Source organism: Blautia sp. SF-50 (assembly GCF_900101315.1).
Classification (GTDB): Bacteria; Bacillota; Clostridia; order Lachnospirales; family Lachnospiraceae; genus Blautia_A; species Blautia_A fusiformis.
Genome location: NZ_FMUW01000048.1, coordinates 1 through 17,381, shown reverse-complemented (window position 1 = coordinate 17,381; position 17,381 = coordinate 1). Strand labels below are relative to the sequence as shown.

17 protein-coding genes and 1 rRNA gene are annotated in these 17,381 nt (G+C 45.5%); 17 read left to right on the top strand and 1 reads right to left on the bottom strand.

The annotated features are described in order from the left end of the window. The 11 genes from BLP57_RS16590 to ptsP form a co-directional block, all read left to right on the top strand. Positions 1-327, top strand: a 23S ribosomal RNA gene (locus BLP57_RS16590); the annotation flags it as partial. Positions 328-532: 205 nt separating this feature from the next. Next, a complete protein-coding gene (locus BLP57_RS16585; RefSeq protein ID WP_092073349.1) occupies positions 533-1,360 on the top strand; it encodes an HAD family hydrolase in 828 nt (275 codons plus the stop codon). 41 nt (positions 1,361-1,401) lie between these two features. Continuing rightward, entirely contained in the window at positions 1,402-2,712 is a 1,311-nt protein-coding gene (locus BLP57_RS16580) for an amidohydrolase (RefSeq protein ID WP_092073346.1), read from the top strand. 220 nt (positions 2,713-2,932) lie between these two features. Beyond that, complete coding sequence (locus BLP57_RS16575) at positions 2,933-4,195, top strand: ABC transporter ATP-binding protein (protein WP_092073343.1); 1,263 nt, start codon at positions 2,933-2,935, stop codon at positions 4,193-4,195. Further along, positions 4,188-5,042, top strand: a complete 855-nt coding sequence (locus tag BLP57_RS16570; protein WP_015525679.1) for an ABC transporter permease — start codon at positions 4,188-4,190, stop codon at positions 5,040-5,042. Before BLP57_RS16575 ends, BLP57_RS16570 begins: the two co-directional genes overlap by 8 nt. Continuing rightward, the gene (locus BLP57_RS16565) at positions 5,039-5,833 is read left to right on the top strand and encodes an ABC transporter permease (RefSeq protein ID WP_022426292.1); all 795 of its coding nucleotides are present in this window, start codon (positions 5,039-5,041) and stop codon (positions 5,831-5,833) included. The genes BLP57_RS16570 and BLP57_RS16565 overlap by 4 nt, the downstream gene beginning before the upstream one ends. Next, a complete protein-coding gene (gene potA / locus BLP57_RS16560) occupies positions 5,823-6,869 on the top strand; it encodes a spermidine/putrescine ABC transporter ATP-binding protein (RefSeq protein WP_015525681.1) in 1,047 nt (348 codons plus the stop codon). The genes BLP57_RS16565 and potA overlap by 11 nt, the downstream gene beginning before the upstream one ends. After that, entirely contained in the window at positions 6,869-7,687 is an 819-nt protein-coding gene (locus BLP57_RS16555) for an ABC transporter permease (protein ID WP_015525682.1), read from the top strand. Before potA ends, BLP57_RS16555 begins: the two co-directional genes overlap by 1 nt. 12 nt (positions 7,688-7,699) lie before the next feature. Further along, positions 7,700-9,553, top strand: coding sequence for an extracellular solute-binding protein (locus BLP57_RS16550; protein WP_092073339.1), 1,854 nt, complete (start codon positions 7,700-7,702; stop codon positions 9,551-9,553). A gap of 33 nt (positions 9,554-9,586) precedes the next feature. After that, a complete protein-coding gene (locus BLP57_RS16545; protein WP_092073336.1) occupies positions 9,587-10,627 on the top strand; it encodes a polyamine ABC transporter substrate-binding protein in 1,041 nt (346 codons plus the stop codon). Positions 10,628-10,656: 29 nt separating this feature from the next. Further along, positions 10,657-12,309, top strand: a complete 1,653-nt coding sequence (gene ptsP / locus BLP57_RS16540) for a phosphoenolpyruvate--protein phosphotransferase (protein WP_022426290.1) — start codon at positions 10,657-10,659, stop codon at positions 12,307-12,309. A gap of 155 nt (positions 12,310-12,464) precedes the next feature. Here the strand turns inward: ptsP and BLP57_RS16535 are convergent, their stop codons facing one another. Further along, positions 12,465-13,343: a homocysteine S-methyltransferase family protein gene (locus BLP57_RS16535; RefSeq protein WP_022426289.1), complete on the bottom strand. Its 879-nt coding sequence runs from the start codon at positions 13,341-13,343 to the stop codon at positions 12,465-12,467. A gap of 300 nt (positions 13,344-13,643) precedes the next feature. Here BLP57_RS16535 and BLP57_RS16530 point away from each other — a divergent pair, with 300 nt between their 5' ends. The 6 genes from BLP57_RS16530 to BLP57_RS16505 all read left to right on the top strand — a co-directional run. Further along, complete coding sequence (locus BLP57_RS16530) at positions 13,644-14,369, top strand: polysaccharide biosynthesis tyrosine autokinase (RefSeq protein WP_092073333.1); 726 nt, start codon at positions 13,644-13,646, stop codon at positions 14,367-14,369. Positions 14,370-14,405: 36 nt separating this feature from the next. Beyond that, positions 14,406-15,122, top strand: coding sequence for a CpsB/CapC family capsule biosynthesis tyrosine phosphatase (locus BLP57_RS16525; RefSeq protein ID WP_015525687.1), 717 nt, complete (start codon positions 14,406-14,408; stop codon positions 15,120-15,122). 12 nt (positions 15,123-15,134) lie between these two features. After that, positions 15,135-15,869 (top strand): YveK family protein, encoded by a 735-nt coding sequence (locus tag BLP57_RS16520; RefSeq protein WP_092073330.1) that lies wholly within the window; start codon positions 15,135-15,137, stop codon positions 15,867-15,869. A 51-nt stretch (positions 15,870-15,920) separates the two neighbouring features. Next, positions 15,921-16,715 (top strand): immunoglobulin-like domain-containing protein, encoded by a 795-nt coding sequence (locus BLP57_RS16515; protein WP_092073327.1) that lies wholly within the window; start codon positions 15,921-15,923, stop codon positions 16,713-16,715. Between the two features lie 87 nt (positions 16,716-16,802). Further along, complete coding sequence (locus BLP57_RS16510; protein WP_092073324.1) at positions 16,803-17,060, top strand: hypothetical protein; 258 nt, start codon at positions 16,803-16,805, stop codon at positions 17,058-17,060. A gap of 136 nt (positions 17,061-17,196) precedes the next feature. Then, positions 17,197-17,381, top strand: a 185-nt coding sequence (locus BLP57_RS16505) for a helix-turn-helix domain-containing protein (protein ID WP_139148840.1), incomplete at its 3' end; no start/stop codon positions are given.

The following is a 17,381-nucleotide window of genomic DNA, read 5'->3' as shown; positions in this document are numbered from 1 at the left end:
ACGCGAGCTGGGTTCAGAACGTCGTGAGACAGTTCGGTCCCTATCCGGCGTGGGCGCAGGATATCTGAGAGGAGCTGTCCTTAGTACGAGAGGACCGGGATGGACGGACCGCTGGTGGACCGGTTGGCTTGCCAAAGCCATGGCCGGGTAGCCAAGTCCGGAAGGGATAAACGCTGAAGGCATCTAAGCGTGAAGCCCCCCTCAAGATGAGATATCCCATTCTTAGTGAAGTAAACCCCCTTGAAGACGACGAGGTAGATAGGGCAGAGGTGGAAGTGTGGTAACACATGGAGCTGACTGTTACTAATCGGGTGAGGGCTTGACCAAGAAACGCAGGTTAAGAATTGATTCAAAAAAGATTAACGATCATCAACAGAACATGTATGTAGTTTTGAATATACAATCGTAAAAAAGTGGCTTAAATGGCCACTTTTTTTGTGCTATAATAAAGAAATACTTTATCATCAATTTTCCTGTCAACTGAAAAAAGTTTCTCTATTTACAGTCCATAGCAAAACGAAAGGATTTATTTATGAAAACACTATACGTATCAGATCTCGACGGAACTCTTTTACGAAAAAATGAAACTCTATCTTCATATACAATAAAAATAATCAATGCTTTAACTTCTTCAGGCATGTTATTTTCCTATGCAACAGCTCGTTCCTTAAATACGGCAAAAAAAGTAACAGAAGGCCTTAACACACACTTCCCTCTTATTATATACAATGGGGCATTTGTGAAAGATAATATAACAGAAGAAATCCTTATTGCCAATTATTTTGAAGAGGATATATATGAGGTATTGAGGGATCTTTTTGCACACGAAATATATCCGATCATATATTCATATCAGAATAATATTGAAAAGTTTTCTTATATACCGGCAAAGGCAACAAGTGGAATGCAGACATTTTTAAACAGCCGGAAGGGCGACAAACGTACGAATATTGTAACTACAGAGTCTGAACTGATGTATGGAGATCTTTTTTATATCACCTGCATTGATAAGCCGGAGAAGCTGGAACCATTTTATCATAAATACAAAAATAAATATCACGTTGTTTATCAGGAAGATATCTATACAGGAGAGCAGTGGCTGGAGATCATGCCGCAAAAAGCATCTAAAGCGCAGGCTGCTTTGCAGTTAAAACAAAAACTGGAATGTGACAGATTAGTTGTTTTTGGTGATGGAAAAAATGATATTGATATGTTTGAAATAGCGGATGAAGCCTATGCAGTGGAAAATGCAGTAAATGAACTGAAAGCTGTGGCAACTGGGGTCATCGGCTCCAATGAAAACGACGGAGTGGCGAAATATCTCCAAAAAATATCTATTTCCAAACCAACTGTTTTATGATATCATATAGCTTAACCTGCGGAAAATGGAGGTTATAAGACATGAATCATATTGAAGAAAAGATCATTCAGACTATAGATGAACACAGAGACGAGATCATAGCCTTTGCGAAGGATATCCAGAGTCATCCGGAGCCGGGGTTTTATGAGGAGAGAACAGCCGCACATGTAGCGGCTTTTTTGCGTGGCCTGGGACTTCGGGTGCATGGAGGACTTGCACGCACAGGGGTTCGCGCAGAGTGGATGGAACAGGACGGACCGAACATTACGATTATTGGAGAACTTGATGCCATCGGATGTAAGTCACATCCGATGGCTGATCCCGTTAACGGGACAGCACATGCATGCGGACACCACGCACAGATTGCAGCCATGATCGGCGCAGCATTGGCACTGACCAATGAGGAGGTTCAAGCCTCTCTGTCTGGGTCCGTATCTTTTTTTGCCGTTCCGGCGGAAGAATACATTGATGCAGATAAACGTGCACGGCTTCGGAAAGAGGGAATCGGCTTCCCGGCATCCGGAAAAAGCGAGCTGATCCGGCTTGGAGAATTTGATCATTCAGACATTATTTTGACCACACATGTGCACATGATGCCGGTAGAAGAAGATTTTTACCTGGGAAATGCGGCATGCAACGGATTTTCCGCAGAACGAGTGACAGTAAGAGGAAAAGCCGCACATGCAGCCATTGATCCATGGGATGGTGTCAATGCATTAAGTATTACTTCCAGTGCCATCCAGATGATGGGACTGATGCGGGAAACTTTTCGGGAGGAAGATCATGTGCGCCTTCACAACGTGATTCGAAAAGCCGGGGACGTGATCAATGCGGTTCCTGACGAGGCGGTGATCGAAACAAAAGTCCGCGCGGCATCCCTGGATGCGATTCGTGCAACACAGGAAAAAATGGACCGTGCCTATGACGGAGCTGCCTATGCCTTCGGTGGAAAGATTGAAAGAGAACCGCTTCAGGGTTATATGCCAATCCTGCACAGAGGTGCGGACAAAGTGATGGAGGAATCCATAAAGCTTCTGGATGCGGCATACCGGTGCTCAAAACCGGAAGATTTTAACAATGCCTGTACGGATGTGGGAGATATGACCCATTTGTTCCCAGTGTTGAATTTTACGTTCGGAGGATTTGAGGGAAAACTCCATGGAGCAGATTTTAAGATCATGGATGAAGAACTGGCATATATCAAACCAGCCAAGCTTCTGGCACTGACTACGTATCGTCTTCTTTGTGATCAGGCAAAAGAAGCAAAAAAAATCTGTCGGGAATTTAAACCTGTATTTAATAAAGAAACTTATTGTCAGTATATACGAGATAATTTTCATGAAAATGAGTAGTTAACCGAATCAGAGAAGTCCTATGAGGGTACAATAAGCAATCTTGAATCAGGAAATCCCATGGGGTACAATAAGCAATCTTGAATCAGGAAAGTCCCACGCGGGGTATAATAAGCAATCTTGGATCAGGAGAATCCCCTGCGAGAGTACAATAAGCAATCTTATATCAGGAAAGTCCCATGCAGGGTGCGGATATCATAGCAAACAGAAGGAGAACTAAATGTCCGAAATTTCATTAGAACTGAAAAACATAAAAAAGAGCTTCCAGGAAGGTGAGGACGTCCTGGAAAGCATCTGTCTTACAGCAAAAAAAGGAGAATTTGTCACTCTGCTGGGGTCTTCCGGCTGTGGAAAAACCACCACACTGCGGATCATTGCAGGCCTGGAACAGCCAGATTCCGGCCAGGTTTTTCTGGATGGAAAGGATGTGACATCCCTGGAACCGAATCAGCGCAATGTGAACACAGTGTTTCAGAATTATGCACTTTTTCCCCATATGAATGTAGCAGATAACATTGGATATGGGCTGAAATTGAAAAAAACATCGAAAGCGGAGATCAGCAGAAGAGTCAAAGAAATGCTGGAGCTTGTTCAGCTTCCGGGCTTTGAGAGGCGTAAGCCGTCAGAGCTTTCCGGCGGTCAGCGCCAGCGTGTGGCCATAGCCAGAGCACTTGTGAACAATCCGGAGGTACTTCTTCTGGACGAACCCCTTGGTGCACTGGATCTGCAGCTGAGGCGTGCCATGCAGCACGAGCTGAAGCGCCTGCAGAAGAAGCTGGGGATCACCTTTATCTATATCACTCACGATCAGGAAGAAGCCATCAATATGTCTGATACGATCGCTGTGATGAACCACGGACGCTTTGAGCAGATCGGGACGCCGGATGAGATCTATAATCATCCGAAGACCAGCTATGTGGCAACCTTTGTTGGAAATGCCAATATCCTGACCGGTATTGTGGAAAGCATTGCGGAAGAGGAGATTGACGGTACTTCCGCTCAGATTACCGTAAGAACTGATGCCGGAAAAGTAAAAGTATCAATGGACACCGCAGCTACATCTGACAGAGGATATTTTCCACAAAAAGGAGAAAAGGTTACCATCGCAGTAAGAAGCGAAAATATCCGGTTTGAGGAAAATAAAAAAAATGCACAACAAAGCACGCCGAATTGCACATCAGAAAACACACAAAAGAGTGTACAGGAGCCCGCAGAAAAAACCACAGATGACAGCTGCGATGGCTTAACCGCCGAAGTCATTGAAAAAACCTTCGCCGGCGGCCAGCTCCGTGTTGTTTTGAAAACTTCGGAAGGTCAGGAAATCGTGGCAAGCCGTTACGGCATTGATACAAATGTCAGTGTAGGAGAAAAGGTGCGCTGCTGTTTTCTTCCTACAGATGCAGTGCTGGTAGATCGGGAAGAAAGATCAGAAGAAGTATTGCCGGATCAGTCAGGTCCCTGTGCAGGAGGTACCCATGCGTAAGCACAGAGCAGGCTCCGTATGGATGATCCTGCCGCTGTATCTTTTTACACTGATCTTCGTCGCACTGCCTCTTCTGTATGTAGTTGCACTGAGCTTTTCCACAGCAGACGGCGGCTACGGCGTGAACTGGAAATTTACTCTGGATAATTACAAGCAGATCCTGGAGCCTGTATACCTGCAGACCTTTACGGGATCCTTCCGCCTTGCGCTCACCAGCACTTTGATCATTTGTCTGGTGGGCTACCCCTTCGGATACTTTATGGCAAAGCTTTCCGAGGGCAAAAAGAAGCTGGCCATGCTTTTCCTGATGCTGCCTTTCTGGGTGAATTCCCTGATCCGTCTTTATGGCTGGATCATCATTCTCCAGAAAAAGGGCCTTCTGAATTATCTGCTGATGAAGCTTGGCATCATCCAGGAGCCCTTAAAAATCCTGTACAGCTATCCGGCGATCGTGATCGGTATGATCTATGTATTGCTGCCGTTTATGGCACTGTCCGTATATTCCAGTGCGGAAAAGCTGGACTGGTCCCTTGTGGAAGCTGCCAGAGACCTTGGAGCCAGCAGATGGAAGGCTTTCTGGAGCGTCACCTTTAAGCTGACTTTGCCGGGACTTCTTTCCGGAGTGATACTTACCTTTATTCCGTCTATGGGTCTGTTTTTTATTGCGGATATCCTGGGCGGAAACAAGATCGTACTTGTGGGAAGCCTGATCCAGGAGCAGATGACAAGAGGCAATAACTGGCCCTTTGCCGCAGCACTGGCTGTGGTACTGATGATACTGACAACTCTGATGATCGTATTATATCGGAAGCTTACCAATGTGAAGGAACTGGAGGGAATCGGATGAAAAAGAACTCAAAGCTTTCAGGACTGTACCTGGGGATCCTGTTTTTCCTTATGTATCTGCCCATTGGTGTGGTAGTGGTATTTTCGTTTAATGAAGCAAGACTTCCGGTGCGCTTTACCGGTTTTTCCCTGAAATGGTATCAGGAACTGTTTCAGGACAGGGATCTGATCCAGGCATTGAAAAACAGTCTGATCCTGGCGGTGTCCAGCTGTGGGGTATCAGCAGTGATCGGAACACTGGGGGCTGTAGGACTTTCCAGGATCCACTGGAAAACAAAAGGGGTGATGGAGTATATTTCCATTCTGCCTCTGATGATCCCAGAGATCATTCTGGGAATGGTACTGATGGCATTTTTCTATATGCTGAACCTGCCATTTGGAATGCTGACACTTCTGATCGGACACACGGTTTTCTGCGTGCCCTATATTTTGATGGAGGTAAAAGCAAGGCTTGTGGGAATGGATCCGTCCCTGGAAGAGGCAGCCAGAGATCTTGGTGCCGGTTCCTTTCGGGCCTTCTGGGACATTACCCTGCCGCTGATCATGCCGGCTGTTATATCCGGCTCTCTGCTGGCCTTTGCCATGTCCATGGACGATGTGGTGATCAGTATTTTTGTAACCGGGCCACGTGTATCCACGCTGCCGATAAAAGTTTACACACAGATGAAAACAGGCGTTACGCCGGAGATCAATGCACTTTGTACCATAATGCTGGGAGTGATCCTTCTGGTACTGGCAGTATATCTGATCGCAGGAAAACGCGGGAAGGGGAATATAAAAGATGAGCAATAAACTGATCGAGTTAAAAAATCTCACAAAAAACTTTGATGACCAGCAGGTGCTCCGGGGCATTAATCTGGACATTCACGAAAACGAATTCCTTACGCTTCTGGGACCCAGCGGCTGTGGAAAGACAACAACCTTAAGGATCATTGCCGGCTTTGAGGAGCCAAGCGGCGGAGAGGTACTGTTTAACGGAATTGAGATCTCCAAGCTGCCTCCATATAAAAGAGAGATCAACACGGTATTCCAGAAATATGCATTGTTTCCGCATCTCAATGTTATGGACAATATCGGTTTCGGCCTGAATCTGAAAAAGGTAGATAAATCTGTTATTGAGCAGAAGGTAAAAAGAATGCTGAAAATGGTAGGGCTGGAAGGCTTCGAAAAAAGAGATGTTACACTTCTTTCCGGTGGACAGCAGCAGCGAGTTGCCATTGCCAGAGCTCTTGTCAATGAGCCGAAGGTTCTTCTGCTGGATGAGCCACTCGGCGCACTGGATGCCAAGATCCGTAAGCAGATGCAGATCGAGCTGAAAAAGATCCAGAGAGAGGTAGGGATCACCTTTATCTATGTCACCCATGACCAGGAGGAGGCACTTTCCATGTCTGATACGGTAGTAGTCATGAACAACGGTGAGATCCAGCAGATTGGCAGCCCGACAGATATCTATAATGAGCCGGAGAACCGTTTTGTTGCCGGCTTTATCGGAGAGTCCAATATTATAGAAGGAACGATGATCAGGGATTTCCTCGTGGAGTTTGATGGCTTCCGTTTTGAATGTGTAGACAAGGGATTTGAGGACAACGAAGCCATTGAGGTTGTTCTCCGCCCGGAGGATCTGGATATTGTGGAACCGGATCAGGCCAAGATCAGAGGAACGGTACGGAACATTACGTTCAAGGGTGTGCATTATGAGATCCTGGTCGAGACGGAGCTTCGCACATACATGGTGCACACTACCGATTATGCAGAAGTGGGACGTGAAGTGGGACTGAAGTTTGGTCCTGAGGATATCCATGTTATGTGCAGAATGGGAGGATACTAATGAAACAGTTCAAGCATCTGATCAAGCCGTATATCATCTGGGCTTCGATCCTGATCGTGGTACCATTGATCCTGATCGTGCTTTATGCATTTACCTCAGATGGAAATGAAGTTCTGACCCTGCATTTTACATGGGCGAATTTTGCAAAATTTCTGGAAGCTACATATTTAAGTGTTATCCTGAAATCCTTCCGCCTGGGTATCCTGACCACACTAATCTGCCTGGTCTGCGGATATCCGCTGGCATACATTATTTCCAAATATTCCGAAAAGGTGCAGAGCTTTCTGATCCTTATGGTCACCATTCCCATGTGGATCAACATGCTTCTCCGTACCTATGCATGGATGAACATTCTTTCTGACAATGGTCTGGTGAACAACCTTCTGAAAATGCTGGGAATCTCACCGATCACCATGATGTATACAGATTTTTCCGTTATCGTGGGCCTTGTTTGTAACTTTATGCCCTTTATGATCATTCCGATCCATACATCCTTAAGTAAAATGGACAAGTCACTGATCGAAGCGGCCAACGACCTTGGTGCCAATCCCTTCCAGACCTTCTGGAGGATCACCTGGAAGCTTTCCATGCCAGGTGTGGTCAATGGTATCATGATGGTATTCCTTCTGTCCATATCAACCTTCGTTATTCCGAAGCTTCTCGGCGGCGGCCAGTACATGCTGATCGGTAATCTCATCGAGTCACAGTTTATTTCTGTAGGTGACTGGAACTTCGGAAGTGCCATCTCTCTGATCCTGGCAGTGATCATCCTGATCTTTATGAGCCTGATGAAGAAGATGGATACTCAGGACGATTAAAGGAGGCAGGAGATGAAAAGAAAAAATACCATATTTTCAAAATTATATGTAGTGCTGTGTCTGGCATTTTTTTACCTGCCGATCCTTGTGACCATGATCTTTTCCTTTAACTCATCCAAGTCCCTGACCAGATTTACAGGATTTTCCCTGCGCTGGTACGGAGAGCTGATAAACAACATGGAGATCAGTAAGGCAGTTTATGTTTCGGTCACAGTGGCAATCCTGGCAACTGTTATTTCCACAGTGCTGGGAACCATCACAGCCATCGGACTTTCAAAATCCAGAAAGGTGCTGAAGGAGATGGTCCTTACCATCAATAACTTTCCAATTCTGAATCCGGAGATCGTAACCGCGATTGGTCTGATGCTGCTGTTTTCTTCGCTGGGAATGACGAAAGGCTATCTGACCATGCTGCTGGCACATATCGCATTCTGTACGCCCTATGTGATCACCAGTGTATATCCGAAGGTACGAAGCCTGGATCCGAACCTTGCCAATGCAGCCATGGATCTTGGTGCAACGCCATATCAGGCACTTACCAAGGTTATCGTGCCCATGATCAAAGAAGGGATTTTTGCGGGAGCGCTCCTGGCCTTTACCATGTCCTTTGACGATTTCGTAATTTCCTACTTTGTTTCCGGAAACGGAGTAAAAAATATATCCATTGTTGTATATAATATGACAAAGCGCATCAATCCCACCATCAACGCCCTTTCTACTATTGTGATCGTGGTCATTGTACTGGTGCTTCTTTTTGCAAATCTGATCATGCCGAAGCTTCAGGCCTCCACCGTGAAAAAAATGGATCCGAAAAAAAGAAGGATCGTTGCGGTTGTCACAGCTGCTGCGGTTGTTCTGGTATTGGGAAAGTGGACGCTCGTAAGCCAGGGAAACCACGTGCTTCGTGTATATAATGCCGGAGAATATATGGACCTGAGTCTTCTGGACAAATTTGAGAAGCAGTATAACTGTACTGTTGTATATGAAACCTTCGAGTCCAATGAGATGATGTACACCAAGCTGGCCAGTGGTGAAACCTACGATGTTCTGGTTCCATCAGATTATATGATCGAAAGACTGATCAAGGAGGAATATCTTCAGGCCCTTGACTGGAAAAAAATTCCAAACAGCAAAAATCTTCTTCCCGAGGTACAGAATAAGGACTATGATCCGGGAAATCGTTATTCCTGTCCGTATTTCTGGGGAACTGTAGGAATCCTTTATAATAAGAATGTAGTCTCTCAGGAGGATCTTGACAAAGAGGGCTGGAATATTCTCTGCGATGAAAAATATAAGGGAGATCTTTATATGTATGATTCCGAAAGGGATTCCTTTATGATCGCTCTGAAAGCGCTGGGGTATTCCATGAACACAAAAAATCTTGATGAGATCCAGCAGGCTTATGAGTGGCTGATCCGGCAGAGAGATACCATGGATCCAATCTATGCAGGTGATGATGTGATCGACAACATGATCTCAGGAAACAAGGCAATGGCGGTTGTTTATTCCGGAGATGCTTCCTATATTATCAGCGAAAATCCGGAGCTTGGCTATTATACTCCGCAGCAGGGAACCAATACCTGGTATGATGCCATGGTCATCACCAAGGACTGTAATGAAGTAGATCTGGCTCATGAGTTCATCAATTTTATGCTGGATGATGAAAATGCTCTTTCCAATACCGAAGAAGTAGGATATACTTCTACTGTAAAGAGTGCATTCGAGGAGATGAAGAACGGAACTTATGAGGGAATTTCTTCCTATATTCCGCAGATCGACAATCCAAAGAATGAGATCTTCGGATACCAGAAGCCAAAGATCAAGCAGAAATTCGCAGAACTTTGGACAAAGGTAAAAGCAAAATAACAAGACGTCAGAGAGAGACATGAAGGAGGTTCTATGAAATCAAAAAAAGCAGCAGCGATCATGTTATGTGCGGTACTTGGAACATCTATGATAACAGGTGTCAGTGTCAGTGCAAAGGATAAGGATGAACTGGTACTTTATACATGGGACGGAATGTTTCCGCAGGAAGTGCTGGATGATTTTGAAAAAGAAACAGGGACCAAGGTGGTATATTCCAATTTTGATACCGATGAGACCATGCTTGAGAAGCTTTCCCAGGCAAAGGGCGGCGATTACGATGTGGTAATTGCAGATGATTACATTATCGACAGCGCGGTAAAAGAGGGACTTGTCCAGAAGATCGACAAGGATACCGTTTCCAATTTTAAGAACATCAACCCCCTTTATCAGGGACAGTTTTATGATCCGGATGACGAATATACAGTACCTTACGGAGCAGGAATCCCACTGATCGTTTATGATCCGGAGCAGGTAGATATCGACATTAAAGGATACAAGGATCTCTGGGATAAGTCTCTGGAGGACAGCATTGCCATCGTAGGTAATTACCGCGTGATCTGTGGCATCACACAGCTTTCCATGGGGGAGAGCATGAACGAAGAAGATGTAGCCGTGATCGACAAGACCGGTGAGAAGCTGAAAGAGCTGGCACCGAACATTCGTATGATCCAGGATGACAATACACAGAATGCACTTCTCAACGGAGAGGCAAGTGTGGCATTTCTTTATACATCACAGGTAACACAGGCACTGAAGGATAATCCGGATCTTAAGGTGGTTTATCCAGAGGAAGGTCTTGGATTTGGTATTATGGGAATGTTTGTGCCAAGTGAAGCACCGAATGCGAAGGCTGCCAATGAATTTATCAATTATATCCTGGAGCCGGAAGTATCTGCACAGTGCATCAACTATATCGGATACTACAATACAAACAAGGCAGCAGATGATCTGGTAGACGAGAGCCTGGTTGTTCCGGACAGCGTGACAAAGGGTGAGATCGTACAGAATGTAAGCCAGGAAGCAGAGCAGAAATACAATAAGATCTGGACAGAGTTTAAAGCTGCCTGCGATTAAGCAGACGAACCAGTAAGGGGGTTTTTCAGGTGGAGATATACAAAGGCACATCCGCTTTTTCCGGAATAGCCATTGGAAAAATACTGTATTACCACAGAGGCGAATATCAGATCCGTCAGTCCATGGTAGACAATGTAAAAAAGGAGCTGGATCGTCTGGATAATGCAAGAACAGCGGTAAAGAACCAGATCCAGCATATGTATAAAAACGGAGCACCCCTCCCCAAAGAGCAGGAGCTGACCTTGAAACGTCAGCTGAAGCTTTTAAGTGGCGGCAGCTTCCAGCGGGCCGTGGAAAGCATGATCACGACAGAAAAGGTCAGTGCAGCTTACGCAGTCCAGACAACCAGGGATGAGCTTGCAAATGTGTTCCGCAAGCTGGAGGACGAGGCTGTCAAAGAACAGATCGAAAATATCAGGGAGATCTCTGAGCTGCTGATCGGCGCCATGGGTGGCTCCCATGCACGGATCAATCTGGGAGATGAGCCGGTGATCCTTGCAGCAGAGCAGCTTTCCCCCAATGAACTTCTGGAGATGAACAAAGCCAGTCTTCTGGCGGTAGTCATGCATCAGGGGTCTGTTATTTCCCATGTATCGATCATGGCAAAATCCATGGAAGTCCCCACCCTGGTCGAGGTGGAGATACAGAAAGAATGGGATGGCCATATGGCTATTGTAGATGGGTATACAGGAACACTGTATATCGATCCGGAGCCGGAGCTTCTTAAGGAATATGAGATCCGTCATGCAGCAGATAAGGAAGAGCGGGAAGAACTTTTGAGACTTCGGAACCAGAAGGATATCACAGCCGATGGCAAGGAGATCAAGCTTCTGGCAAACATCGGAAATCTGGATGATCTGAATACGGTTCTTTATTACGGAGCAGCAGGTATCGGTCTTCTTCGAAGTGAATTCCAGTATCTCGGAAGAGAGAATTATCCAAGAGAGAATGAGCTGTTCCGTGCCTATAAAAAAGTAGCCGAGGATATGGATGAACGTCCGGCAGTGATCCGTACCGTGGACCTGGGGGCAGACCGTCAGGCAGAATATATGGCAATTCCTGATGAGGTCAATCCTATGATGGGAAACCGCGGCATCCGCCTCTGCCTTGATCGCAAAAAAATGTTTAAAGCGCAGCTTCGGGCTATTTACCGTGCAAGTGCCTATGGAAATATCAACCTGATGTATCCGATGATCACGTCCGAGGATGAACTGGATGAGATCGAGAAGCTGATCCGTGAGGTAAAAAAGGGCCTGGATGAGAAGAACATTCCTTACAAAAACATCCGTACCGGAATTATGATTGAAACACCGGCAGCGGTCATGATCAGTGAAGAACTTGGAAAACGTGTGGATTTTCTGAGCCTTGGAACCAATGACCTGACCCAGTATACCCTGGCTATGGACCGGCAGAATCTTCTTTTGAAGGATAAATACAACGATCATCATCCAGCGCTTGTAAAGATGATCCGCATGGTAACAGAGGCAGGACATAAGTCAGGATGTGAAGTTTACATATGCGGAGAGCTGGCAGCAGATTCCAATCTTACAGAAGCTTTTATCCAGATGGGAGTGGACGGCCTTTCCGTTGTTCCTGCCTGTGTACTTCCAGTGCGAAAAGCGATCCGCAGCTCCTATGCGGATGAGGCAAACCGGCCGGAAGAAGCAGTAAAAGAGAAATAATATCCGGAAAAATAAAAATCCTGAGAATTTCTATGTTGCTATCTGTTGATATCTCACATAGGATCCTCAGGATTTTTTGACGGAATCTTTCACTCACGGCTTATTGCTGTTCTAAATTGAAGCAGTGCGTGGAAGCATATCTGTTCCGGTTAAAGTTATCGAAGTCCAAGCACCTGGGCGGTTTCCGAAATAAACTCCGGTGTGGTACCACAGCATCCGCCGATCACGGAAGCACCGTTGTCCACCAGCACCTTCATATAACCTGCAAAATCCGCAGGGGTCATGCTGTAAACTGCATTTCCAAGATCATCGATCTGGGGCATTCCCGCATTGGGTTTGGCAATGACCGGAATGGAAACGTTTTCTTTGATATTGCGGATAACCGATACCAGCTGGTCCGGGCCAACCGAGCAGTTGATGCCGACAGCGTCTGCACCTGCAGCTTCCAGGGACATGGCAGCCTCTATGGCATTTCCGCCGCTGAAGATACTTCCGTCTGCTTCTACAGTCACGGTACAGATGATAGGAAGCTCGCAGACACTCTGGCAGGCGTCTACAGCAGCCAGTGTCTCCTCGATATTGATCATGGTTTCCGCTACGATCAGGTCCACACCTGCATCACGGAGATAGCCGATCTGTTCCTGATAGACTTCGAAGGCTTTTTCGTAAGTCATGTCACCGGCCGGTGCCATCATCTTGCCTGTGGTGGTGATATCACCTGCTACGAAAACACCCTCCGGTGCGATCTCCTTTGAATAGCCTGCCAGGGTATGATTGATCTGTTCAATCTGATCCTCCAGTCCGTGCATAGTGAGGTTAATGCGGTTTCCTCCGAAGGTAGGTGCATAGATGATATGGCTTCCCGCCTCGATGTATGCCTTCTGCAGAGACTGGATCACATCCTTGTGCTCAAGCACCCAGCTCTCTGTGCAGACACCACGCGGCATGCCGGCCTTCATCAGGTTGGAGCCGGTAGCACCATCCAGCAGCAGGACATGATCTTCGGTCAGTTTCTGAAATTCCTGTTTTGTCATATGTTTATATCCTCCTTATGGCAGCCAATCACGGTTGGCAAAAAATAAGGCTCCTCCTGTAACCGCTGCACTCATTGCCGTGGGTTTATTTTAACACAGGGAATAAAAATAATCTATCCTGTTTCTGGGCCGGGGAATAAAAAAATAATAAAAATTAGGCAAATTGTACATATTTAACGGCTTTTCTGTCGAATAAAGAACTTGCGTATTAGAAAATAGGATTGTATAATAACCTATAGACATGCCCAAAGGGCAAGACTGTCATCAGATAGAACATAAAGGTAAAGGTGAAAAGGAATTATGATTAAAGTTAAACTGAGCAACTGGAAGTCTGATCACCAGATGGATGAGGCTTATAAAGCTCTGCGAACAAATATCCAGTTCTGCGGAGCAGATAAGAAAGTGATCGCACTTACCAGCTGTACTCCTAATGAGGGAAAGAGCAGTGTGGCATTTAATCTTGCTGCCTCTCTTGCTGAGAGCGGCAAATCAGTGCTTCTGATCGATGCCGATCTGCGTAAATCCGTTTTGATGGGACGTGTGACAGTAGACCAGGAGGTAATGGGACTTGCTCATTATCTTTCCAAGCAGGCCAAGCTTTCTGATGTGATCTGTGCCACTACACTTCCGAAGTTCCATATTATCTTCTCCGGTATCGTACCTCCGAACCCGGCAGAGCTTCTCGGAAACAGACTCTTCAAGGATATGATCCGCGTGGTAAGAGATGTTTATGATTACGTTATTGTAGATACACCGCCGCTTGGACTGATCATCGACAGTGCTATCATAGCAGATTCCTGCGACGGATCTGTAATCGTCGTTGAATCCGGTACCATCAGCTACCATTTTGTACAGGACGTAAGAGATCAGCTTGCCAAGAGCAACTGCCCGATCCTGGGAACCATCCTGAACAAGGTGGACTACAGCAAGGCCGGCAATTACGGTCACTATGGCAAGTATGGTAAATATGGCAAGTACGGTAAGTATGGTTCCTACGGAGATTATGGTGAGAGCAGCAGTAAATAAAAAAACATTGACAACAGAAATGAGTGGGTTATTTTAATGAAGGGACTTTATGATATTCATTGTCATATCCTCCCCGGGGTGGATGACGGTGCAAGAAACATGGAAGAATCACTCTGGATGCTTAACAAGGAGTATCAGGAGGGCGTACGTCATGTGATCCTGACACCACATTTCCGGTACGATATGTTTGAGCCGCATATGAACATTGTGACAAGACAGTTCATGCAGCTGCGTAGAGCAGCCATGAATATTGGTGATGAAGGCATGAGACTTTATCTGGGCTGTGAACTCCATTCCAGTATGGATATGGTGGAATGCCTTAAGAAGGGACGGCGGCTTACCCTTGCAGGTTCCAGATATGTGCTTGTGGAATTCAGCAACGGAGATGAGAAAAATTATATTGAAGAACGGGTCAGAAGTCTTCTGATGAATGGTTTTATCCCGATCATCGCTCATGTGGAACGTTATAAGGCTACCCGGAACGATATTGGATTTTTGACAGAGCTGAAGGATATGGGAGCACATATCCAGGTCAACGCAGATACCATCAGCGGTCAAGACGGATTCGGGGCAAAAACCTTTGCACGGAAAGTCATGAAGCATGGGCTTCTGGATTTTGTCGGTTCTGACGGACACCGTAAAACGGAGCGTATCCCGGAGATCGGCAAATGTGTCGCCAAAATGGAAAAAACAATGGGGAGCGAATATGTAAAGAAGATCTTTATCAAAAATCCCCGGAAAATCACAGGGTAATGGAGAAAAGAAATGGAAAATCAGACTGTTAACAACAACGACGAAGTAGAAATCGATCTTGGTGAGGTATTTCACCTGTTACTGAGCAAGCTGGGTGTTATCATTTTATCCGGTATTGTTTTCTGCCTGGCAGCTGTTATGGGAACCATGCTTCTGATCACACCGAAGTATGAATCCACAACCAAGATCGTGGTACTGTCCAAGCAGGACAGTAGCACACTGACCAATCAGGATATCCAGACAAGTACATCACTGACCAAGGACTATGCGGAGCTGATCAAGAGCCGTACAGTTACTGAGGGTGTGATCGCACAGCTGAAACTGGATATGACACATGAGAAGCTTCTTAAGAAGCTTTCCGTAGATACACCAACGGATACACGAGTAGTATCCATCACAGTTACAGATACCGATCCTTATACAGCGGCAGAGATCGCAAACGCAGTAAGAGATATTGCTTCCAAGCATATCCAGCAGGTTATGGATATCAAGGCAGTAAATGTGGTAGAGACAGCAAACATCCCGGATGAGCCATCAAGCCCAAGCGTACCGAAAAACGGTGTGATCGGCGGACTTCTGGGTATCCTTCTGGCAGCAGCCGTTGTGCTCATCATATATCTGACAAACGATACTGTAAAGACACCGGAAGACGTAGAGAAATATCTTGGATTAAGCGTACTTGGTACAATCCCATACTCTTCCAAAATGGGCAAGAAATCCAAAAAGAAAAAGAAACGTCACGCATAAAAATAACAACAACGGATCAAAGTGTTGGGAAAGGCCGGGAGCAGCAAAAATATGAAGAAATTTTTTGTGTTTTTATTAGTGGTCATCTGCCTTGGTATGGGAGTCGGTGTAGTATACATGAAGAGCTCCGAGGATAATGAAGGACCGAAGATCACATTTGAAGAGGGAAAAGATACGAATTATACATCCGATATGACAGAAGAGGATCTTCTGAAGGATGTAAAGGCACAGGATGACAGAGATGGAGATGTTACAGAGTCTCTTACTGTAGAAACCATATATCCGAAGACTGACGGAAAACAGGTTTCTGTTATCTTTGTTGCAAAGGACAAAAACAACAATGTAACAAAAAAAGAATTTACCATGGAAGCTCAGGACGGCAGTGCTGAAAATCCGCAGCTGGGACTGATCGATAATGACGGTCTCACAGAGGACGGAGATTCCACAGACACCACAGAGCCTGCAGAAGAGACAGATATGCAGGATGGGACAGAAGCAGACAGCACAGATGCTGAAAGCGGAGATTCCACAGAAGGAGAACTGACTCCGGAGGAACAGGCGCGGAAGACACAGGAAGACAAGATCGAGCAGCTCTCTCCGCAGGATCCGAAGATGTATCTGACTACCTATTACGTAGAGGTACCGGTAGGAACTACGCTGGATAAATTAAGCTATGTAAAGGATATCCAGGATGATACACAATCAAGAAGTGATCTTTTTAGAGTTATCCAGATTGACGGTAATGTAAATACAAATATACCGGGAACTTACGAGCTTACATATTATGTAGTAGACAACAGTGGAAACAGCTCCAACGGAGCCGTACTTACCATTGTTGTGAAATAAATATCATCCCCTCTCCAGGTGCCTGAGATACCGGAGAGGGGATAAAAGCAACAAAAAATGTAAGCGAGGGAAGGCGTAGAAAAGAATATGTATCAAAAAGAAAACAGCAGCTGGGTAAAACATGCCGATTTTACGATTTGCGATATGTTGTGTCTGCAGCTTGCGTTTGTACTTGCATACTGGATCCGAAACGGGATCGATCAGCCATACGAGACAGAGCTATATCGAAATGTGGCAGTGGTGATGTTTCTTATCCAGCTGATGGTCACATTTTTTAATGAAAGCTTCAGCGGAGTTCTGCGAAGAGGAATGCTGGTGGAACTGAAGAAAACCTTTGAACAGTAGTTAAATGAATTTTTAAATTCTACCTTGCAAGAGTAAATTCTATACCTGTAGAAATTACTTCTGCATGGATTTTTCCTTCTTCTTTTTATAAAATACTACTGCAGATGATCCCCTGCCTGTGCAGAAGGAGGATAAAATGAATACAGGAAGACCAAAAGGCAACCAAAAACATCTTGACTTATCTGCACGTATTATAATCGAACAGCATTTAAATAACGGTGATTCATTTAGAAGTATTGCAATAGAATTAAGCAAGGATCCAAGTACCATATCCAAAGAAATCAGACGTCATTCCATTATCAGGGAAAGAAGCGCAGATGC